This window comes from Streptosporangium brasiliense, assembly GCF_030811595.1.
Taxonomy (GTDB): domain Bacteria; phylum Actinomycetota; class Actinomycetes; order Streptosporangiales; family Streptosporangiaceae; genus Streptosporangium; species Streptosporangium brasiliense.
The window spans coordinates 1863862-1884289 of record NZ_JAUSRB010000002.1 but is presented as its reverse complement, the minus strand read 5'-3'; the positions used below and the strand labels follow the sequence as shown (position 1 = coordinate 1884289).

Sequence of the window (20428 nt, the reverse complement as noted above, 5' to 3'; positions counted from 1 at the left end):
GGGCCCGGCCGGGGCCGTCCGCGGGCGCGGGGGCCGCGCCCGCGCCCCTCCGGAGACCCTCCGCGCCACGCCGGACCGTGCGCGGGTCAGACCTGGCCGGTGCGGACCCTGGAGAGCCAGTCCGTGGCCTCGGCGAAGTCACCGTTGGCCGTGCCGGGCTTGACCTGCGGCGAAACGCCGTCGGCACGGGGGTAGCTACCGAGGAAGCGCACGTCGGCGCAGACCCGGTGAAGACCGGAGATCGCCTCGCCGACCCTGGCGTCGGCCACGTGGCCCTCGAAGTCGAAGTGGAAGAAGTAGCGGCCGATGCCGTCGCCGGTGGGCCGCGACTCGATGCGGGTCAGGTTGACGCCGCGCACGGAGAACTCGGTGAGCATCTCCAGCAGCGCGCCCGGGTGGTCGTCGGTGAGGAAGGCCACCAGGCTGGTGCGGTCGGAGCCGGTGGGCTCGGGCGGCGGGCCGGGCCGGGACACCCGGACGAACCGGGTCACGGTGTCGGAGCGGTCGCCGATCCGGGCGGCCAGCTCGACCAGGCCGTAGTGCTCCCCGGCGATGCACGCGGCGATGGCGGCGTCATACGGTGAGCCGGGGAGGGCGACCTCCTGGGCCGCGGCGGCGGTCGACGGGGCCGCGACGACCACGGCGTCGGGCAGCTCGCGGGCGATGAAGTTGCGGCACTGGGTGATGGCCGCCGGGTGGGTGAAGACCCGCTTGATGCGGCCGATCTCGGTGCCGGGCCGGACCAGGAGCGAGAACTCGACGGGCAGCAGCAGCTCGGCGGTGATGAGCAGTGGCTCCCCCCAGGCGAACTCGTCCAGGGTCGTCGGGATGGCGCCTTCGAGCGAGTTCTCCAGGGGGACGACGGCGCCGTCGGCCTCACCCCGCCGGGCGGCGTCCAGCGCCGCGCTGATGTTGGCGCACGGCAGGCGCTCGGCGTGCGGTGCCAGGATCCGCAGGGCCTCTTCGGTGAAGGTGCCCGCCGGTCCCAGGTAGGCGAGTTTGGGCATGACAACAGGCTATCCGCCGCCTATCCGAAAGTGTGCGTAAATCACACATCCACGCAGCTCACCTCCGCCCCCGCCACTCCTCCGCACCCGCTTACGACCCCCGCTCGCGACACCGCCGCCCGCCGCACCCGTCCCGCTCACGCCGCCGCCCGTACGCGGCTCACCCCTGGTCAGAAGCCGCCGCCCGCACACGAGGGCATCCCGGCCGGAAGCCGCCGCCCGCACGCGGGGCTCACCCCGGCCGGAAGCCGCCGTCCGCGCGCGGCTCACCCCTGGCCGGAAGCCGTCGCCCGCACGCGGGGCTCACCCCGGCCGAAATAGGGCTCCACCTCGGGGCCGAGACCGAGCCGCGCCGCGCGCACCGCGTGCTCCTCCTCCGGGGACAGGGGCTGGCGGCCCTTGCCGCCGCGGAGCGGGCGCACGTAGGTGCGGGTCTCCGAGCGGCCGTTGATCGAGGTCAGGACGATCCCGTCGCCGAGCCCGTTCATCAGCGCGACCGAGAAGGACAGCTCCCCGGTCATCTCCTCCAACGCGTCGTAGCGGAAGACCGCCACATCCCTGATCGCCCTGAGGTCTCCGGGACCGCCGGTCCCCTCGACCGCCTGTCTGGCGAGGATCCGGTCGCAGTCCTTCGCCGCGCCGCGCGCCTGCCGCAGCGCCAGAGAGCCGATCAGGACGCCGACGACCCCGGCCGCGGCCCCCGCGGCGATCCACATGGTAACCAACACGGCACACAGAGTAATCGTCAGGTCACTGAACTGTCCGGAAAACCTCTCTCCGCCTCGGCAGCCAGACCCCGAGCAGCCAGACCAGGGCCAGCGCGCCCAGCCCGAACCCGTTCTGAACGATCTTTCCCAGCACCGGGCTGAGCACCGGGACCTCCGCCGCCTTGATCGCCACCCCCCACCAGGGGATCGGCAGCACGTAGTAGAGCCAGACCCCGGCGGCCACCCGGACCCGCACCGGGTCACGCCCGTCGCCGGCCAGCGCGCCGAGGACCACGACCACCCAGGCCAGGTGGTGGATCCAAGCCACCGGCGACAGCAGCACAGCCATCAGGCCGACGAGCGCGGCCCCGGCCGCGGCGTGCCCGTCGAGCAGCGCCCGGCGCGCGTGGCGGAAGCCGTACCAGCCGACCACCGCGACCAGCGCCAGCCAGATCAGGCTGGTCAGCCAGTCGGGCAGGTAGAGCCGGATGAGCATGCCGCGTATCGACTGGTTGGTGGTGGCCGCGTTGGCGCCGAGCCGTTCGGGGTCGAGCAGCGCGTGGAACCAGAAGTCGGCGGCGTCGGCGGGGATCACCAGGAAGGGCAGCAGGGTCAGCAGCGCCGCGGTGAAGGCGGCCATGAAGAAGGTCCTGCGCTGCTCCGGCCGCGCGTCCGGGCCGAAACCGGTGATGAGCAGGTAGATCAGGAAGACGCCGGGGGTGAGCTTGACCGCGGTGGCCAGGCCGATCAGCATGCCGCGCGGCCACACGGGGCGCCGGGCGAGGCAGTCGGCCAGGCAGAGCGCGACCAGCAGGATGTCCACCTGGCCGAAACGGACCTGGTCCCTGACCGGCATCAGGTAGGTGCAGGCGACCATCAGCAGCGCGAAGGCCATCGGCAGGCCGATGCCGCCGGCCCGGCCCGGCATGTCCCGTCCCCGCGCCGCCCACCGGCCCGGCACGGCGCGGGCCAGCACGTCCCGGTACGGCACGGCGGGGCCCAGCAGGGCGCGGAAGCCGTGTCCGACGCTGACCGCCAGCGTCGCGAAGACCAGGGCCGTCCACGTCCACTGCGCCGCCGGCCAGGCCATCGCGGCCAGCGGCGTGGCCAGCAGCGCCGCGATCGGCGGGTAGGTGAACGGCAGGAGCTGCGGCGCGGGCGTCACGAAGTCGTAGACCGGCCGCCCCTCCAGGATCGCCTGTCCACCGGTACGGTACACATCCAGGTCGACCAGGCGCTGGTCGTCGACGTTGCCGAGCCACTGGAGCACCAGCGGGGCCACGGCCACCGCGATGAGCAGCAGTGCGAGCGGCCACATCCACGGTGGCCGTCTGGTCCTGGTCGCCTCGCCGGTCGTCACGACCAGGCAGGTTACCGTGGGCCTGAGGGAAAAGGGCCGCCAACGGGACGGATACGGGGGAACCGGATGGGTTCAGCGCACGAGGGCGGGACACGGCTCACCGGCCGGCGCCCCGCCGCCCTCCGCGCGGCCTGCGCGCTCCTGACCGCCGTGCTCCTGGCCCTGTGCGGGGCCGGCACGGCCGCCGCCTCGGCCCGGTCGCTGCCCGCCAGGGTCGTGGTGGTCGGGGTGGCGGGGCTGCAGTGGAGCGATCTGGACCAGGCGCGGACGCCGAACCTGTGGAAGCTCGTGGAGCAGGGCGGGGCCGCGTCGCTGTCGACCCGGGCGGTGCCGCTGCCCGGACGGGGTGTCACCTGCCCGGTCGCGGGCTGGCTGACCGTCTCGGCGGGGCAGCGGGCGGGCGCCCCGGGCACGGACTGCGGGCCGCCGCCGGCGCCGGTCCCGGCGCCGGACGGCGGGGCGAGCGTGCCGGGCTGGCCTGAGCTGGTCATCTACAACACCGAGGAGACCTCCTACCGGCCGGTGCTCGGGCAGCTCGGGCAGCTCGTGGCGGACGCCGGGGGGAAGGTGGCCGCGGTCGGGCCGGGGGCCGCGCTGGGCGCCGCAGACAGGTCAGGAAAAGTCGGTAAATATGCGGCGACCGTCGAGGAGCTCGGCGATCTGGCACCATACCGGCTGGTCGTGGTGGAGGCCGCCGACCTCGCATCCGCCCTCACCCCGGTGACCGGGCAGGCCAGGCAGGCGGCGGTGGCCGGCGCCGACCGCCGGGTGGGCGCGGTCCTCGACCGGCTCCCGCCGGGGACCACGGTCCTGCTCGGCGGCCTGTCCGACGCCTCGGCCGCGCCCCACCTGCACGTGGCGATCGCCCACGGCCCGTCCCCCGACGGCGCGCCGTACCCGCACGGCTACCTGACCACCACCTCCACCCGCCAGGACGGGCTGGTCACCAACACCGACCTGACCGCCACCGCGATCGGCCTGCTCGGCCTGGCGGCCCCGAACGGCGTCGTGGGCCACGTCTGGCAGAGCGCCGGGCCGAGCGGGGAGCCGGCCGCCGCCACGGTGCGGAACCTGGCCGGCGAGGACCTGGCCAGCCAGGTGCTGCGTGAGGTGCGGGGGCCGTTCTTCGCGGTGTTCGTGGCCGTGCAGATCCTGTTCTACCTGCTGGCGGCCGTCGCGATCCGGCGGGGCTGGGGCGGCTCGCGGGCGCTGACCGCCGCGCGGGCCGTCGCCGTGGTCAGCGGCGCGATCGCGGTCGCCACCTTCCTCGCCCAGCTCGTGCCCTGGTGGACGTTCCCGGCCCCGATGGCCGCGGTGATCCTGACCATCGCCGGCATCGCCTGCGCGATCGCCGGGATCGCCTCCGCCGGGCCGTGGCGGGCCCACGTGCTCGGCCCGCTGACCGTGGTCGCCGGCATCACCTCGCTGGCCCTGCTGGCCGACGTGATGACCGGCTCCAGGCTCCAGGTGAACGCGGTGACCGGCTACGAGCCCGTCACCGGCGGCCGCTTCTACGGCTTCAGCAACATCGCCTTCGCCGTCTACTCCGCCGGGACGATCCTGGCCATGGCCGGGGTCGCCCAGTGGCTGATCTCCCGCGGCCGGCGCACGCTCGCGATGGTGATCTGCGCGGCCTACGGCCTGTTCGCGGTGTTCGCCGACGGATGGCCCGCCTGGGGCGCCGACTTCGGCGGGGTCCCGGCGTTCCTGGTCGGGGTGGCCGTCTTCCTGATCCTGCTGTCCGGCAGCCGGGTCTCACCGGTCAAACTCGGCCTGGTCGGGCTGGCGGGCGTCCTGCTCATCGGGGTGATCGCGGTGGCCGACTGGCTCAAGCCGCCCGCCCGCCGCACCCACCTGGGCTCCTTCGTCCAGCAGGTGCTGGACGGCGAGGCCTGGACCGTGATCGGCCGCAAGCTCGGCGCGATGGTCGGGGTCACGGTCGGCAACTGGTCGCTGACCCTGCTCTCCCTGGTCGCGCTGGCCTTCCTCTTCCTGGTGCTGGACCGGCCCTCCCGGTGGGGCGCCTCCGCGCTGGGCCGGGCCTACCTGCTCGCGCCGGCGCTGCGCGCCGGGCTGATCGGCGCGCTGGCCTGCGCGCTGATCGGGTTCCTGATGAACGACTCGGGCATCGCGATCCCGGCGATGGCGCTCACGGTCGCGGTGCCGCTGACGCTGGCCGCCTGCGTGCGCGCGCTCCAGCTCTCGCCGCCCACCACAGCAGAGCGAGCGTCAGCGCCAGCAGGGACCACGGCACCACCCGCTCCCTGACGAGGGTCTTCAGCCAGAGCAGGTCCTCCGGGCGCATGGCCTCCCTGGCCGGCAGGTAGCCCAGGGAGAGGATCGTCACCCGGGCCACCATGAAGCCCTCCAGCGCGGGCCAGGAGGCCATGGCCAGCAGCGCGAAGGCCAGCCCGTCGTACCAGGGCAGCGCGTACGGCGCGGCGAACAGCCAGGCGACCACCATCACCGCGGCGACCGCCGGGGCCGTGTGGTGGGGCGCGGCCCGCAGCAGCAGCCAGGCGAGCACGGCCAGCAGGAGCAGGGAGCCGGCCTGGATCCAGGCCGTGTAGGCGCCGGGCCCGGACAGCGCCTGGAGCCCGAGCTTGACGAGCTGCCACGGCGTGCCGAGCGAGACCTTCTTGCTGGCCGCGCCGAGCTGGTCGAGGACGTGCGGCCCGGCGACGCCGTAGACGGCCAGCACGGTGGCCGTCGCGGTGCCCGCCACGACGGCGAGCCTGCCGGGCGAGCGGCGCAGCTCCCACGCCGGGCCGAGCGCGACCAGCCCGGCGTTGAGCTTGACCCCGATCCCCACCCCGAGCAGCAGCCCGGAGCCCGCGCCACGGGCCATGAGCGCCGCGACCATGCAGGCGACGGCCAGGGTGTCGACGTGCATCCCGGCGGCCAGGTGGTAGAGCAGCAGGGGGTTGGCCGCCCACAGCAGCGCCGCCCGCCGCTGCAGGTCCGCGTCCGCCCTGGTGAAGCGGTGCAGCAGCAGCGCGGTGCCGATGAACGCCGCCGCGTTGAAGGCCGCCATCACGGAGACCGTCAGCCTGACCGAGTCGCCTCCGGCGAGACTGGCCAGCGCCTGCACGGCGGTCGCCACCGGGCCGTAGACGCTCGTCACACCGGCCCACTCCTCCACCGCTCCGGTGACGGGGTCGCCGGGCAGAGCGGCGGGGGTGACGGCGTAGGGATCGTGGCCGAGCGTGACCAGCCGGCCGTAGGCGGCGTAGTTGAGGTGGTCGGCCGAGCCCGACGGCGGCAGGAAGGCCGCCAGCGCCGCCGCCGTGCAACCGGCCGCGAGCAGCCACCGCGGATCCGGCCCCCACCGGGACCGCAGGGCGGCGGCGAGCCCGAGCCCGCCCAGCACGATCGCCCCCGCCGCCATCGCGATCACCAGATGGCCGTCGGGGCGCAGGTTCAGGGAGTAAGGGGGCTGCCAGGACGGGCCGGGCAGGCCGGGCACCATGGCCGAGGGGCCCAGCAGCCCGATCAGGAGCGTCAGCGCGGCCGACAGCCCGACGGCCGCGTACGCGGCGGCGTCGAGCCCCCGCGGCGCGCCGGACGCGGGAACCCGTCTCTCATCGACATCCGACGGAACCCGAGTCACCCGCAAATTCCAGCACATCCCGCGCAGTGCCCGGAGCGGGCCGGCCGTGGCAGGCGGCTGCGCCCGCGGACCGGCGGGGCCCGGACGGCCTCCCGCGGGTGGGCGCGCCCGCGGACGGGCCGGCCGTGGAGGCCCGTCTACCTACGGGCCAGCAGGGCCCGGGCGACGTCGCGGAACTGCCTGGCCCGGTGGAGCTGGGCCTTCCAGTCGGTGCCGGTGGCCCGGTGGCTCATCTCCACCTCGACCTCCCGCACGCGGAACCCCCTGCGGAGCAGGTCGATCGTCAGAGCGGTCTCCACACCGAAGCCGTGGGCCAGCGGCCGGGCGGCCTCGAACGCGGCCCTGGTCAGGCAGCGCTGGCCGTTGAGCGGCTGGGTGGGCGTCCAGCCGGTGGCGCGCTCGATGCCCTGGCGTGCGAGCCGCACCACGAACCCGTGACCGCCCAGCTTCACGCGGGTGGCGAACACGGCGATGGTCATGTCCGCCTCACCCGTCATGACCGGCTTGATCAGGGGCGCGGCCGCGTGCGCGCTCTCGCCCAGGTCGGCGTCGAGGAACAGCAGGTGGCGGGGCTCCTCCCCGTCGAACAGGCGCACGGCCTCCGCCCCGCTCTCCATGGCGGCGGCCTTGCCCCGGTTGCGGCTGTGCCGCACGACACGGGCGCCGGCGGCCTTCGCCACCCGGCCCGTCTGGTCCGTCGATCCGTCGTCCACGACCATGACGAGGTCCACACCGGACAGCGCCAGGGCCGCGGTCACGGTGGCGCCGATCCGGTCGGCCTCGTCCTTGGCCGGGATGATCACCGCTGTGCCGGTCATCCCTTGGGCTTGGCCGTCAGCAGCTTCCCGGGCACCGCCTCGTGCACGGTGAACACCGAGTCGAGCCCGGTGACCTGCAGGATCTTGCGTACGGCGGGCCGCGGCGCCGCCAGCTCCAGGGTGCCGCCCCGCTCCTTCAGCCGCTTGAGCGCCGAGAGCAGCACGTTCATGCCGGTGGAGTCGCAGAACTCCACTCCGGACATGTCGATGACCACGTAGGTGGTCGGGCTCTCCTGGAGCAGCCGAGTGAACTCGGACTGCAGTCCAGGAGCGGTATATAGGTCGATTTCGCCGGTAACGGCCATGACGGTGTGACCGACATGAGATCGAGTTGAGACTTTTAGCTCCACAGCGGGCACACTAGCGGCGCGGAGGCCGCTGGTCACGTTCTCTCGACTAACCCGAGTCGTCGGCCCTTTGTCCCCCGTTTCGCCCTCATGGAAACCGCGAGTGCGCGAAACTTGACACTGTGCAACACCGGCTTAGCCGGAAAGGGGGGAGACCCGGAATCTCCCGACCGTCCCTGCGCTACGTCAGTGGCGGCCGTTGAGTAGAAACGGGCTCGAACGCATCAATGAACACCGACCTTCCTGAGGATCCCCAGCGACAGCGGCTCCGGGAGCACCTGGAGTCCATGATCACCCGCACCGAGAAGGCCACCTCGTGGCACGATGCGGCCAACTCCCTGCGCGGCCTGGTGAACCGCGAGGGATACGTCCCCATCAGAACCCGCCTGGCGAGCGAGGACCTCGACTTCCTCGAAGGCGCGCGCGAGGAGCTGCTCGGCTTCGCCGCCCTCGGGGTCAGGCTCCTCGACCTGCACCAGCCCCGCGACGCGGGCGGCATCACCAGCGACGCGGCACGCCCGATCCTGCGCTGCCGCAGCTGCATGTGGCGCTGGCCGTGCCCCACCTTCCGCGCCATGGCCGAGTCCTTCGGCAGTCCCCGGCCCCCCACCTCCTGCCAGCACGTCGAACCCGACGACGGCGAGAGCGGCGACGACACGCAGGTGACGCTCGTCATACCGGTCCGGCCCGAGGGCGAGGTCGCGGTGCTGACGACCCGCACGGGGCGGCGGGAGCCATGACCGCCTGACCCGGCCGCGGCCGGGGCTCAAGCGGACAGCGGGAGCCGGATCTCGAACCGGCAGCCGGGCCCGGCGTTGACGACGTCGATGGCCCCCTCGTGGGCCTCGACGATGCCGCGGGCGATCGCCAGACCGAGCCCGGCTCCCGTACCGTCCGCGGTCGGGGTCCGGGCCGCCTCGCCGCGGAAGGCGACGTCGAACACGCGGGGCAGGTCGTCGGCCGGGATGCCGCCGCAGCAGTCGGCGACCTGCAGGCGGGCGACCCCGCCCTCCGCCAGCGCGCGCACCCGGACCGTGCCGTCGCCCGGGGTGTGCCTGATCGCGTTGACCACCAGGTTGCGCAGGGCCCGGGACAGCTCCCCGGCGTCGGCCTGGACCGGGACCGCCTGGTCGACCTGGCCCGCCAGCCGTACTCCCTTGGCCCGGGCCAGCGGCTCCACCCCGGCCAGGGCGTCGGCGACCAGGTCGCCGAGGCCGATCCGCCGCCGGGACAGGCGCAGCGCGCCGGCGTGGATCCTGGACAGCTCGAACAGGTCGTCCACCATGCCCGACAGCCGCTCCACCTCCAGGCGGATCTGTGTGTGGTAGCGGCTCACCGTCCTCGGGTCGGCGACCACCCCGTCCTCCAGGGCCTCGGCCATGGCCCGCATACCGGCCAGCGGGGTGCGCAGGTCGTGGCTGACCCAGGCGACGAGCTCGCGGCGGGCGCTCTCCAGGGCGCGCTCGCGCTCGTGGCCCAGGCGGAGGCGCTCGTATGCCTGCTCCAGCGTCCTGGCGATGGTGTCGAGCTCCGCGGGCAGGCCGCGGGGCGGCACGAACTCCCCCGAGGGCGGGACGGCGTGCACGGCGGCGACCAGCCTGCGGCTGGCCGCCACGACCCGGCGGGCGAGCACCGTCGCGACCCCCATGCCGACCAGGCCGCCGACCACGACCACGCTGAGCACGATGTCCCTGGGCGTGCCCTCGATGATCATCTTCAGGGTGATGGCCACCACGCCCCCCACCGTGGCCAGGACCGTCACCACGGCGACCACCGCCAGCATCACCCCGATCGACCGCTCCCGCAGCAGCCGCATCACGCCGAGCCCGGCCAGGGCCACCAGCAGGCCGAGCCCGGCCGTGACGGCGACGATCAGCAGGATCTCGGGGATCATGTCTGCGTCAGGGGTTCGTAGCGGTAGCCGACGCCCCACACCGTGACGATGCGCCGGGGGGCGGTCGGGTCCGGCTCGATCTTCTCGCGGAGGCGGCGGACGTGGACGGTCACCGTGGAGGAGTCGCCGAAGGACCACCCCCAGACCTGGTCGAGCAGGGCGGAGCGGCTGAAGGCCTGGCGGGGGTTGCGCATGAGATGGGCCAGGAGGTCGAACTCCCGGGCGGTCAGCGTGATCCGGTCGTCGCCGAGCCGTACCTCGTGGGCGCCGACGTCGACCACGAGGGCGCCGTCCCTGAGCACGCCGGTCCCGGCCGGCACCGAGGCGCCGCGCGCCCGCCGCAGCACCGACTGCACGCGCAGCGCCAGCTCGCGGGGGCTGAACGGCTTGGTGACGTAGTCGTCGGCGCCGGTCTCCAGGCCCACGACCCGGTCGATCTCCTCACCCAGCGCGGTCAGCATGATCACCGGGACGGGCCAGCGCTCCCTGAGCTTCCTGCAGACCTGGAGCCCGTCCATCTTCGGCAGCATGAGGTCGAGCACCAGCAGGTCCGGCGGGTTGGACAGCGCGCGCCTGAGCGCCTCGGCGCCGTCTCCCACGCACTCGACCTGATGGCCGTCGCGCTCCAGGTAGCGGGCCACGACCTCGGCCACCGTCGGGTCGTCGTCGACCACCAGAATCCGCGTGCTCATGGTCCCCACGGTAGGCCCGGGCGCGGCCGATCCCTATGCCGCGTCACCACTCCGTAAGCACTGGATCGTTATGGTTCCGGCCTCCATCGGGCCGGTCGCCGGACGTACGGTGGCCTCATGAGTCGTACCGTGATGGCAGTCCTGGGCGTCATCCTCGCGCTCTACGTCGTGTTCGGGCTCGTGCTGCCCGCGCTGTTCGGGCTGCTGAAGTTCCTGGTCGTGCTGGCACTGGTCGCCTTCGTGGTCGTCGCCGTGGTCACGGTCGCGGGCAAGTTCGCCAAGTGAGCCTCCTGCTCGCCCTCCAGACGCTGTCGGTCTGGATCTTCGACGGCGGCGGCGCCGTGACGGCGACCGCCGTGGTCGGACTGGGCGTGCTCCTGCTCGCCTGGGCGCTGCGCGTGCTGCCCCTCGCCTCCGGGGCGGGGCGGGGAGCGCCGCTGGCCCGGCGCGAGCGGGCCAGGCGGACCCTGTTCGTCCGGCAGCGCGACCCCGACGCGGCCGGGCGGTCACGGCCGAGAGCACCGTCAGCGGGCCCGGCGCCCGCGTAGCACCGCGTCGACACGTCCGGACCGCGGGCGCCTTCTGTGCTGATCCCACACCAGTCAGAAGGGCTCCCATGTTCGACCCCGTCATCGAGTTCACCGCCGGTCTCATCACCGCGCTCGCCGGGCCGCTGGGCTCCACCGCGCCGGCGATCGTCCTGTTCACCCTCGCCGTCCGGCTCCTGCTGCTGCCGCTCAGCGTCATGCAGGCCAGGGGCGAGCGGGTCAGGGCACGGCTGGCCCCCCGGCTCCAGGAGCTGAGGAGCAGGCACGGCCACGACCCCGAGCGGCTCCGCCGGGAGCTGGCCGCGCTCTACGCCGGGGAGAAGGCCTCCCCGCTGGCCGGCTGCCTGCCGGGCCTGGCCCAGCTGCCGTTCCTCATGGTGACGTACCGGGTCTTCACCTCCTCGGTGATCGCCGGGCACGCGAACGCCCTGCTCACCCACGGGCTGTTCGGCGTGCCGCTGGGCCAGCAGCTCGCCGGCGCGGTCGCCGGGTACGGGCTGCTCAGCGGGCCGACGCTGGTCTTCGCCGGTCTCTTCCTGCTGCTGCTCACCGTGGCGTCGGTCACATCGCGCCGGATGCGGCGCGCGATGGGCGACCAGGTCCAGCCGGAGGCGCTCCGCAGGGTGATGCCGCTCCTGCCGTACGCGACGGTGCTGGCCGCGGCCGTGCTCCCGCTCGCGGCCGGGATCTATCTGCTGGTCACCACGGCGTGGACGGCCGGCGAGAGGGCGCTGCTGTACCGTCCGGCCCCCGCCTGAGAATGATCACGATCTTGTCCCGCTTCACGGCGATGAAGCGGGACAGGACCTATCCGCACTCCCGCAGCGCGGGCTCGGGCATGGAAACCTGACCATTACCGTTACTCACAGTGCTGACAGTCGTGACCACCGCCCAGACAGTGGTGATCTCACCGTCGTGCCTGACCCCCCATTTGGCGGCCAGATACTCGACGATGCCGAGACCCCTGCCCCCCAGTGAGGAGAGCGTGGGCCGTCCGGCGCGCGGCTCTGTGGCGGCCCCTCCGTCACTCACCGCAACCTCGACGTATCCGTCAGTCCAGCGCCACGCCACCCTGATCTGACCGGACGGTAAAGGATGCGCGTGCCGGAGCGCGTTGCTCAGCAGCTCGCTCACCACGAGGACCGCATCATCTATCGCGGTCTCGTAGACCCCCCATTCCTGCAGGTCAGAGCAGAGGCGTTGGCGTGCGACGGCGACGCTGGACGGTGCATACGGCAACAACACGACGCTCGACGCACTCACCTCCCCGTATCCCTGTTCCCCCCTGAGGAACACACCCCAGTACGACCGAAATGCCCCGTTAGATGGTCTTAGAAACCGGGCGTCAATTACAGCTTGTGCACATTCGACAATAGATCAGCTCATCCGTTACCGGGTCGTTACCGCATCGGCGTGTCACTTAGGTAAGGGCGCCTGGCGTGTCGGCAATGCGCAGGGCCAGGCGCATGCGGGTGCCGCCGCCCGGCCGAGGGTGCGCCGACACCTCGGCCCCCTGGGCCTGAGCCAGGCTGCGCACGATGTAGAGGCCCAGGCCGACCCCGCCGAACCGGCGGCGGTCGCTGCTGTCTCCCTGGACGAAGCGCTCGAAGACGCGTTCTCTGCTGGCCGGGGCTATGCCCACGCCCTCGTCGTCGACGACCACCACCACCCGGTCGCCGGCCGCCCAGGCCTCGACCCTGATGAGGCCGCCGTCCGGCGAATACTTGAACGCGTTCTCCAGGAGCTGGCCGAGCATGATGTCGGTGGCCAGCGCGTCGCCGGAGACCGGGGGCAGGTCGCCGGGGACGCTCACCTCGACCCGGTGCAGGTCCGACAGGACCGGCAGGCCCAGCGTGGCGGTCCGGAGCAGCTCGCCGAGGTCGAAGCCCTCGATCTTGAGAGTGAGCTCGCCCGCCCCGGCCCGGGAGCCCAGCAGCACGTGGTCCATGAGCTGGCCGAGGGAGCGCGCCCGCTCGGCGATGGTGTGCACCGCGGCCCGGCGCTCGACGTCGGTCATGCTGTCCCAGCGCGAGTCGAGCGTGCCGGCGAAGCCGCGCACCACCGTGATCGGGGTGCGCAGCTCATGGCTGGTGGTGGCCAGGAAGAGATCTTTGGCCTCCTCCAGCTCCTTGGCCCGGGTGATGTCGCGGAAGTCGACCACGATCTCGCCCGTCTCCACGATCTCCGCGCAGAGCACGTCCAGCCAGGCGCCCGAGGGCAGTTGGAGGGTGAGCTTGTCACCCGGCTCCGGCAGCGGGAACGGCGGCGGCCCGCCGATCACCTCGGCCGCGGGGAAGCCCGTCAGCTCGCCGGCCGCCGGGTTCCACTGGATGACCCGGCCGGTGCTGTCGAGGACCGCGATGCCGTCGGCGCTGGCGTCGAACACCGCCCGCTCGTGGGCGCGCTGCCGTACGGCCTCCTGGTAGGCCATGGCGTTGCCGACGGCGATCCCGGCGTGCCCGGCGAGGAGTTCGAGCAGCTCCAGCTCGACGTGGCCGGCCTTGCGCTTGGCGAACAGGGCGTACAGCGCGCCGTACGGCCGACTGCCCACCGCCGCGACGCCGAGCGCGATGGTGTGCAGGCCGGGCAGCTGCGACCAGATCAGCTCGTCCAGCCGGGCCTGGTCACCGGTCTCCAGCATCACGGTCCGGCCGGTGCGCAGGAGCTTGCCGACCAGGCTCGTGCGCAGGTCGGCGGTGGAGTCGCGCAGCGAGTCGGGGAGCCGGTGGCTGGCCACGAGGCGGACCCGGTCGCCCTCGATGAGCACGAACCCGCCCGCGTCGGCCCCCGTCAGCTCGGCGAGGCTGGCGGCGATCCGGTCGAGGACCGCGGGCAGCTCCCGCTCGGCGTTGATGTCGGCGACCACGTCGGTGAGCCTGCGGACCAGCTGCGCCCGGCGGACGACCCGGTCCTGGGCCGTCTCGTCGTCCTGGGTCAGGTGGTAGACGCTGACGTAGCCGAGCAGGGCCCCCGCCTCCGACCGCAGCGCGCTGGTGTCGACCCGCACGTCGACCAGGCTGCCGTCCCGGCGGAACCGCTTGGTCCGCAGCGAGACCTGGCCGCCGGTGCGGACCCGCTCCAGGACCGCGTTGTGCTCGGCCATCAGCTCCTCGGGCACCACCGGGGCGCGGCGGCCGAGCAGTTCCTCCGCCGGCCAGCCGAACAGGCGTTCGGCGGCGGGATTCCAGGCCAGGACCGTCTGGTCCCGGTCGAGGGCGACGATCGCGTTGGGCGCGCCGGCGACGACCGCACGGCCGATGCCGTCGTCACTGGCGGCCCTGATGTCACCCACACACCCATAGTGCCGTGTCAACCGGCCTGATCTTGGCACTTTCGTCCGCATGTGCTGACACTCGTTGGGGTGATCCGTCCGATACGCTGCGGTCACCACACGCCTGGATACGAAAGGGTGGGGCCATGTCATCCGGTGACATCGACGCGCTGCTACGGGTGACCTCGCCCGACTACATAGGGAACACCCACCCCGACATCGCGTTCGGCACCCTGGACGGCCCGGTGGGGCGTCTCGTCCTGGCGGTGACGCACCGGGGGGTGGTGGCGTGCAGCTACGAGGACGAGAACATCGTCTTCGAACGCGTCAGCCGGGAGGTCGGCTCCTTCATGGGGCCGGACGCGCGGCGGCTCGACCCGGTCCGCCGGGAGCTGGACGCCTACTTCTCCGGACGGCTGCGCGCCTTCACCATCACGGCCGACCTGCGGCTGGCGACCCCGTTCGCCAGGACCGTGCTGCAGAAGATGACCGCCGTCCCGTACGGGACGGTGACCACCTACCGCGAGATCGCCGAACGGATCGGCCGGCCGCGGGCGCTGCGCGCGGTCGGCAACGCGCTGGGCAGCAACCCCGTCTGCGTGATCGTGCCCTGCCACCGGGTGGTCGAGAGCGAGGCCGTCCTCGGCGGCTACGCGGGCGGGGCGACCGCCAAGGAGCGGCTGCTGCGCGTCGAGGGGGCCGGCCGGGGCCGGCCGCCCGGCACCCCGTAGCCCCGGGCCCCAGGCGGGCGGCCCCGCCCGCTACGGGCGGCGGCGGCGGAGCGCGCCGAGGCCGAGGGTGACCAGGCCGGAGACGACGAACGCGCCGACGGCCGCGCTCATCCACGGCTGCGGGGTGAAGCCGACGGCGTCCCGGGCGCCGTTCCAGATCGCCGCCCACCACGACACGGTCGAGGGCGCGGCGAGCATCCACCAGGTGACGAAGCCCAGCAACCACGGGGCCACCATGAGCCAGCGGGAGGGCGCGTTCTCGGAGGTGTCCCAGTCCTTGCCGTGGCCGAGCAGGAAGTAGTCGACCGCCAGCACGCCGAGCATCGGCACGAACACCGCGCCGATGATGCCGAGGAAGGCCCCGTAGGAGTTGACGTCGACGACGAGGGCCATGCCCGTGGTTAGCACTCCGATGCCCACGGAGAAGATCCGGCGGTCCACCCGGGGCATCAGGTTCTGCAGCGACATCGCGGTGGAGTAGACGTTCGCGAACGACTGGTCGGTCTCGCGCAGCACGAGGACGCCGAAGAACAGCGCGCCGAGCGGGGCCGCCACGAACGGGGCGAACACGGCGGTCGGCTGGCCCAGCACCGCGCCGTGGCCGGCGAGCGCCACCGCGTAGACGCCGACGGCCAGGCACGCCACCTGGGCGACGGTGTAGCCGCCGACGACGCCGGTGAAGGCCGCGCGGCTGGAGCGCGAGTGCCTGGCGTAGTCCGCCGCGACCGGCACCCACGACACCGACAGGGCGATCACGAAGTCGACGGCCGAGGCGAAGGCGTCCCAGGAGCCGCCGGTCTGGGCAGGGGTGTCGCGGACGAACACCACCGCGAACCAGACAACCGAGATGATCACGCCGGCCGTGACGAAGCGCCGGATCAACCGGATGGCACCCAGAGGATAGATGGTCAGCGCCGTCGTCAGGACCCCGGCCGCGATCGCCCAGACCGCGTAGGGGACGGACGTTCCGAAGATCGCCTGCGCGCCCATCGCGACGACCCACAGCTCGAACGCGCCCCAGCCGATCATCTGGATGATGTTGAGCACGGTCGGGACGGCCGAGAGTCTCGCGCCGAACAGCCCGCGCAGCAGCACCATCGCGGGCTGGCCGGTCTGCGCGCCCGGGACCGCGGCGAGGCCGACCATGGCGGTGCCGATGAGGCTGCCGACCAGGGAGGCGACCAGCGCCGCGGTGAAGGTGAGCGGGTTGTCGTCGAGCAGCGGGTTGATCAGGAAGAGCGCGAAGGAGAACCCGAGCAGGCTGACGCCCAGATTGGCCCAGAACGCGCCCTGGTCGAGCGCGCCGAGGGTCTTCGGCGGAGCTTGGTCGAGAGTGAGAGGCGCCTCGGCATGCTTGGCATCGATGACGTCAGACGTCATGGAAAGCTCCCTACGCCGGCATTACCCGGACAGGTTCATGCGGTCGGCGGCGCGTCGGAGGGCCTGCCCGGCCCTCTACGTGGTTCCGCCCTCTCAGCCCGGTTGCGCCCGAGCTCCCGCGGTAGATGATTCGCCGTGAATTATGTCATTTCCTCCCTTCTGCGCAAGGGCCGGGTCAGGCCACGAACGGGTCCTGACCGCTCTCGCTGACCATCGGACGGCCCGCGGACTCCCAGGACTGCATGCCACCGCCCACGTTGATCGCGTCCCAGCCGACGTGCCCGAGCCAGGCGGCGGCGTGCGCGGAACGGCCACCCACGCGGCAGACCACGTAGACGGGCGCGTCCTTCGGCACCTCGTCCACCCGGGCCTGAAGCTCGCCGAGCGGGATGTGGACGGCCGCCGGCGCGTGCCCGGCCCGCCACTCGTCGTTCTCTCGTACGTCAAGCAGGAACGCGCCGTCCGGCACGTCCCGCGCATCGACCTCAGGAACACTCATGACAACCATTCTTTCAAGTCCGTCACCAGATGGGGGGTAAAGCGGCTCGTCCGCCCGTGACCCCGCCAACATATGCGCGCGGGCCACCTGGACCGGCCCCGGAGGACCAGGTCAGGGCACGTCCCAGAAGGCCAGCTCGTGGGCCATCCCCTCGGTGAACAGCTCCTTGGCCCGGCCGAGGTCGGGCACGGCCTCGTCGATCATCACGGCGATGCGTCCGGTCAGCGCGGCGAAGTCGGGATGCGCGTAGGTGTCGACCCAGGCCCGGTAGCGCGGCTCGGCCGGGGGATTCTCCGCGAGGACGCGGCCGAGGGTGGAGTAGCCCCACATGCAGGGATACAGCGCGGCCAGACCGTCGGCGTAGTCCGCCGCGGAGCCGAGCAGGAACGAGGTGTAGGCGGCGCAGGCCGGCCCCTTCTCGGCCCTGTCGAGGTCGGCGCCGAAGCCCGCCGACAGCGACCGGTGCAGGTTCAGCTCCTCGTGGAAGGTGGCGTGGGCCAGGTCCACCAGGTCACCCAGGTGCCCGTCGGGGGCCTGCCAGGCCAGCCGGGAGAACACCCGGACGTAATCGAGGAGGAACAGGTAGTCCTGCTCCAGCCACGACCGGAACACCGGCTCCGGCAGGTCCCCCCGGGCGATCCCCACCACCGTCGGGTGGGCGAGCTGCGCCTCGACGAGCGGGCGGCCGATGGCGTGGAGTTCCGCAGAGATGCTCATAAGCCGAGCATTGTCTCAACCCAGGACCCGGCGCCGATCTCCGCCCCGGGCAGCCCCGCCGGCTCCGGACCAGAGCCCCGGCGGCCCCGCCCCAGTCCCGGCTGCCCCGGACAGCCCCGGGCAGCACCACCGGCCCCGGACCAGCCCCGGGCAGCACCACCGGCCCCGGACCGGAACCCTGGCGCCTGTCTCAGGTCAGAGCCGCGGCGCCGAAGGAGACGCTGAAGCGCCTGCACCAGATGGTGACGGTCTTCAGGCTGTCCAGGTCGGCCCCGGCCGGGATGGCGTAGTTCGCGTTGCCCCGGTTGCCCTTGAGCTCGCCCAGTTCGAGGTGCTCGCCGTCGTCGAGGTTGAACCACCCGGCCCTGCCCTCCTTGACGGGCTGGTCGCTCAGCCAGACCCGGAGGTCGGGGCCGTCGGAGGTGTCCAGGTCCTCGATCCTGAGCACCCGGCTCCCGTCGGCCAGTTCGAGCACCCTGGCCCTGCCCTCGGTGCTGTGCTCGTGCGCGACGAACGTGCCCGTGGCCAGAGTCTCGGGCCGCTCCGCGGCCTGTCCGGGCCCGCCCGGCGACGGAGTGGCCGTGGCCTGCGGGGAGGTGCCTGGCGGGACAGCGGTCTCCGGGGCCGCGGTCCGCGGGGCCGCCGCGACCGGCACGGCCTCGTCCACCTCGACGGTGGTGAACAGGCGCCAGGGCTGGAACAGATACAGGGCGACGCCGAACGCGACGGCGCCCAACGTCATGACCACCCAGGTCGCCGGGTGCCGGAGCAGCTTTCCGATCCGCATGATGTCCTCCGGGGCCCGATCCTCGAAGCGTCCTCCAGGCCCTGGTGCGAAGCTATCCCGGCCGGCCGCCGCCGGCGATTACGTAGTGCTTACGGCATAGGGTCGGAGCATGACGACCATCGCCGAAGAAGTTCTCCTGCTCGCCTACAGCGAAGCGGAGGGCAGGCAGCTGGTCAGCTCGTCGGAGCTCGACGCCGCGCTCGGCGGCGCTCTTCTGGCGGAGCTGACCGTCAACGGCCGGATCGACCTGGCCGGCAAGAAGGTGACCGTCCTGGACCCCACCCCTCTCGGCGAGGAGGAGCTGGACGCGACACTGGCCAGGATCGCCGCCGACACCAAGGAGCGCAAGCCCGACTGGTGGATCTACAAGCTCCACTCGGCCAAGCTCCGCAAGCGCCTGCTCTCCCGCCTGGCCGAGCGTGGTGTGCTGGGCGAGGAGACGCGGAAGATCCTCGGGATCTTCCCCAGCACCCGCTACCCGGAGCGTGACCCCAGCGTCGAGCTGGCCGTGCGCGAGCGCGTCCAAAGCGTGCTGTCCGGAGCCGTCCCCGACAGGCGGATCGCCGTGCTGATCGCCGTCCTGCACGCGGCCAAGATCGATCGCAAGGCGTTCCCGGGCGCGAGCAAGGAACGCATCAAGGAGATCACCGAGGGCGACTGGGCCGGCGAGGCCGTCGCCAAGACCATCGCCGCGATCAACGCCGCCGTCATGGCCGGCGTGATCGCCGCCACCGTCGCCGCCTCCACCAGCGCGTCCACCTGAGCCGCCGCCCCGGCCGGGGCCGGGGCGACCGGGGCCGGGCCGGGGATCCGCGACATCGGCCCCAGGAGGCGGCGGGCAGGCGGCTGGCAGGCGACCGGCCGGGACGCCGGCCCGGGGCCGGGGCGAGCCGCTACTTGCCGAGGGCGTCCTTGGGGACCGGCTTGTCCTGGGCCAGGGCCTCGAACATGCGCAGGGCCTTGGTCCGGTCCCACTTGACGACCGACTGGCCGTTGATGGTCGGCAGCGAGCCGACCGGGACGACCGTGGTCACCGGGTTGTCACCCATGGCGAGGCCGAGGGAGAGCAGGTTGAAGGCACCGGTCTCCTCGCCGACGGACACGGAGTCGGCGGCGTTCAGCGCGAGCGGGACGGAGCGGAAGGGGTTGATCAGCACTCCGGGGCTGGCCGCCTTGTTCACCACCGCGGAGAAGAACTGGCGCTGGCGCTGGGTCCGGTCGAAGTCGGGGATGGCGCCGGTGGCGCGGGTGCGGACGTAACCGAGGGCCGTGCCGCCGTCCATCGTCTGCAGGCCCTTCTTCAGGTCGATGCCCGCCTTGGGGTCCTTGATGGCCTGCTTGACGTTGATCTCGACCCCGCCGATGGCGTCGACGATGCCCACGAAGCCGCCGAAGCCGATCTCCATGTAGTGGTCGATGCGGAGCCCGGTGACCTTCTCGACGGTCTTGGCCAGGAGCTTGGGGCCGCCGTCGTCGTAGGCGTAGGCGGCGTTGAGCTTGTCGCTGCCGTGGCCGTCGATCGGCACGTAGGAGTCACGCGGGAGGCTGACCAGGGTCGGCCGGTCGCCGCTGTCGGGGATGTGCAGCAGCATCATCGTGTCGGTCCGGCGGCCGATGGAGTTGCCGGTGGCGAGCTTCCTGCGCTGCGCCTTGGTCAGGCCGGCGCGGCTGTCGGAGCCGACCAGCAGCCAGTTGGTGCCGGGGGTGTCGGCAGGGCGGCCGTCGTAGTCGGTGAGCGCCTCGATCCGGGTCAGCCGCGAGTTGACCGTGAAGTATCCGCCGACGGCGAGCACCACCAGCACGACGAGCAGGCCGATGAGGATCCGTGCGATCAGCCTGCCCGGCCGCTTCGGGCGCCAGGTCGTGCTCGGCATCCGGATCCCGCCTTTCCCTCCTGAGGAACCACCTGACGGACCGCCCGGACGGTCGCCCGGGGGGCCGTCCGGCGGCACGGAGTGCGCGGCCTGGCCCGGGAGCGGCCGGACCGGGCCGGCGCCCTCCCTGGCCTTGCCGTAGACCCGCGAGGTCGCCCGCGGCCGCGTGTCGTCGGCCCCTTCCCG

At 72.9% G+C, this 20428-nt stretch carries 22 protein-coding genes and 1 riboswitch; of the genes, 7 read left to right on the top strand and 15 right to left on the bottom strand.

The window, feature by feature from the left end; genetic code table 11:
- Window positions 1–86: 86 nt before the first annotated feature.
- The 3 genes from pheA to J2S55_RS17395 form a co-directional block, all read right to left on the bottom strand.
- Window positions 87–1007, bottom strand: a complete 921-nt coding sequence (gene pheA, locus J2S55_RS17405; protein ID WP_306861858.1) for a prephenate dehydratase — start codon at window positions 1005–1007, stop codon at window positions 87–89.
- 266 nt (window positions 1008–1273) lie between these two features.
- A complete protein-coding gene (locus J2S55_RS17400) occupies window positions 1274–1735 on the bottom strand; it encodes a DUF4446 family protein (RefSeq protein WP_306861856.1) in 462 nt (153 codons plus the stop codon).
- A gap of 22 nt (window positions 1736–1757) precedes the next feature.
- Window positions 1758–3074: a glycosyltransferase 87 family protein gene (locus J2S55_RS17395; protein ID WP_306861854.1), complete on the bottom strand. Its 1317-nt coding sequence runs from the start codon at window positions 3072–3074 to the stop codon at window positions 1758–1760.
- Window positions 3075–3140: 66 nt separating this feature from the next.
- Here J2S55_RS17395 and J2S55_RS17390 point away from each other — a divergent pair, with 66 nt between their 5' ends.
- Entirely contained in the window at window positions 3141–5342 is a 2202-nt protein-coding gene (locus J2S55_RS17390) for a hypothetical protein (RefSeq protein WP_306861852.1), read from the top strand.
- Here J2S55_RS17390 and J2S55_RS17385 read toward each other — a convergent pair.
- The 3 genes from J2S55_RS17385 to J2S55_RS17375 all read right to left on the bottom strand — a co-directional run bounded on the left by J2S55_RS17385 (window position 5224) and on the right by J2S55_RS17375 (window position 7852).
- Window positions 5224–6684: an MptA/MptB family glycosyltransferase gene (locus J2S55_RS17385; protein ID WP_306861850.1), complete on the bottom strand. Its 1461-nt coding sequence runs from the start codon at window positions 6682–6684 to the stop codon at window positions 5224–5226. The two genes, J2S55_RS17390 and J2S55_RS17385, sit on opposite strands and share 119 nt — an antisense overlap.
- Before the next feature lie 137 nt (window positions 6685–6821).
- Window positions 6822–7502, bottom strand: a complete 681-nt coding sequence (locus J2S55_RS17380) for a glycosyltransferase family 2 protein (RefSeq protein WP_306861848.1) — start codon at window positions 7500–7502, stop codon at window positions 6822–6824.
- Window positions 7499–7852 carry an STAS domain-containing protein gene (locus J2S55_RS17375; RefSeq protein WP_306861846.1) on the bottom strand — a complete coding sequence of 118 codons (354 nt, stop codon included), beginning with the start codon at window positions 7850–7852 and terminating at the stop codon, window positions 7499–7501. The genes J2S55_RS17380 and J2S55_RS17375 overlap by 4 nt, the downstream gene beginning before the upstream one ends.
- Window positions 7853–8076: 224 nt before the next feature.
- Here J2S55_RS17375 and J2S55_RS17370 point away from each other — a divergent pair, with 224 nt between their 5' ends.
- On the top strand, window positions 8077–8589 hold the full coding sequence (locus tag J2S55_RS17370) for a hypothetical protein (RefSeq protein WP_306861844.1): 513 nt from the start codon (window positions 8077–8079) through the stop codon (window positions 8587–8589).
- Window positions 8590–8615: 26 nt separating this feature from the next.
- Here the strand turns inward: J2S55_RS17370 and J2S55_RS17365 are convergent, their stop codons facing one another.
- A complete protein-coding gene (locus J2S55_RS17365) occupies window positions 8616–9743 on the bottom strand; it encodes a sensor histidine kinase (protein ID WP_306861842.1) in 1128 nt (375 codons plus the stop codon).
- Window positions 9740–10435, bottom strand: a complete 696-nt coding sequence (locus J2S55_RS17360) for a response regulator transcription factor (protein ID WP_306861840.1) — start codon at window positions 10433–10435, stop codon at window positions 9740–9742. Before J2S55_RS17360 ends, J2S55_RS17365 begins: the two co-directional genes overlap by 4 nt.
- A 117-nt stretch (window positions 10436–10552) precedes the next feature.
- On the opposite strand from J2S55_RS17360, the gene J2S55_RS17355 reads away from it, so the two are divergent.
- The 3 genes from J2S55_RS17355 to J2S55_RS17345 all read left to right on the top strand — a co-directional run bounded on the left by J2S55_RS17355 (window position 10553) and on the right by J2S55_RS17345 (window position 11741).
- Window positions 10553–10720 carry a hypothetical protein gene (locus J2S55_RS17355; protein ID WP_306861838.1) on the top strand — a complete coding sequence of 56 codons (168 nt, stop codon included), beginning with the start codon at window positions 10553–10555 and terminating at the stop codon, window positions 10718–10720.
- The gene (locus J2S55_RS17350) at window positions 10717–10983 is read left to right on the top strand and encodes a DUF6412 domain-containing protein (protein ID WP_306861836.1); all 267 of its coding nucleotides are present in this window, start codon (window positions 10717–10719) and stop codon (window positions 10981–10983) included. Before J2S55_RS17355 ends, J2S55_RS17350 begins: the two co-directional genes overlap by 4 nt.
- A 68-nt stretch (window positions 10984–11051) precedes the next feature.
- The gene (locus J2S55_RS17345) at window positions 11052–11741 is read left to right on the top strand and encodes a YidC/Oxa1 family membrane protein insertase (protein ID WP_306861834.1); all 690 of its coding nucleotides are present in this window, start codon (window positions 11052–11054) and stop codon (window positions 11739–11741) included.
- 49 nt (window positions 11742–11790) lie between these two features.
- Here the strand turns inward: J2S55_RS17345 and J2S55_RS17340 are convergent, their stop codons facing one another.
- Together J2S55_RS17340 and J2S55_RS17335 are read right to left on the bottom strand one after the other, a co-directional pair.
- Window positions 11791–12246, bottom strand: a complete 456-nt coding sequence (locus J2S55_RS17340; protein ID WP_306861832.1) for an ATP-binding protein — start codon at window positions 12244–12246, stop codon at window positions 11791–11793.
- Window positions 12247–12403: 157 nt separating this feature from the next.
- Complete coding sequence (locus tag J2S55_RS17335) at window positions 12404–14326, bottom strand: PAS domain-containing sensor histidine kinase (protein WP_370879682.1); 1923 nt, start codon at window positions 14324–14326, stop codon at window positions 12404–12406.
- 74 nt (window positions 14327–14400) lie between these two features.
- On the opposite strand from J2S55_RS17335, the gene J2S55_RS17330 reads away from it, so the two are divergent.
- Window positions 14401–14985 (top strand): methylated-DNA--[protein]-cysteine S-methyltransferase, encoded by a 585-nt coding sequence (locus J2S55_RS17330; RefSeq protein WP_306861831.1) that lies wholly within the window; start codon window positions 14401–14403, stop codon window positions 14983–14985.
- Between the two features lie 30 nt (window positions 14986–15015).
- On the opposite strand, the gene J2S55_RS17325 is transcribed toward J2S55_RS17330, so the two are convergent.
- From J2S55_RS17325 to J2S55_RS17310, 4 genes are all read right to left on the bottom strand, one after another.
- A complete protein-coding gene (locus J2S55_RS17325; RefSeq protein WP_306861829.1) occupies window positions 15016–16365 on the bottom strand; it encodes a purine-cytosine permease family protein in 1350 nt (449 codons plus the stop codon).
- Window positions 16356–16495: riboswitch (TPP riboswitch) on the bottom strand. Its footprint overlaps the gene before it by 10 nt.
- A 45-nt stretch (window positions 16496–16540) precedes the next feature.
- On the bottom strand, window positions 16541–16873 hold the full coding sequence (locus tag J2S55_RS17320) for a rhodanese-like domain-containing protein (RefSeq protein WP_306861827.1): 333 nt from the start codon (window positions 16871–16873) through the stop codon (window positions 16541–16543).
- A gap of 102 nt (window positions 16874–16975) precedes the next feature.
- A complete protein-coding gene (locus J2S55_RS17315) occupies window positions 16976–17581 on the bottom strand; it encodes a TenA family protein (RefSeq protein ID WP_306861825.1) in 606 nt (201 codons plus the stop codon).
- A 190-nt stretch (window positions 17582–17771) separates the two neighbouring features.
- Window positions 17772–18368 carry a DM13 domain-containing protein gene (locus J2S55_RS17310; RefSeq protein WP_306861822.1) on the bottom strand — a complete coding sequence of 199 codons (597 nt, stop codon included), beginning with the start codon at window positions 18366–18368 and terminating at the stop codon, window positions 17772–17774.
- A 109-nt stretch (window positions 18369–18477) separates the two neighbouring features.
- On the opposite strand from J2S55_RS17310, the gene J2S55_RS17305 reads away from it, so the two are divergent.
- Window positions 18478–19131, top strand: coding sequence for a GOLPH3/VPS74 family protein (locus J2S55_RS17305; RefSeq protein ID WP_306861821.1), 654 nt, complete (start codon window positions 18478–18480; stop codon window positions 19129–19131).
- Between the two features lie 130 nt (window positions 19132–19261).
- On the opposite strand, the gene J2S55_RS17300 is transcribed toward J2S55_RS17305, so the two are convergent.
- On the bottom strand, window positions 19262–20242 hold the full coding sequence (locus J2S55_RS17300) for an LCP family protein (RefSeq protein ID WP_306861819.1): 981 nt from the start codon (window positions 20240–20242) through the stop codon (window positions 19262–19264).
- Between the last annotated feature and the right edge of the window lie 186 nt (window positions 20243–20428).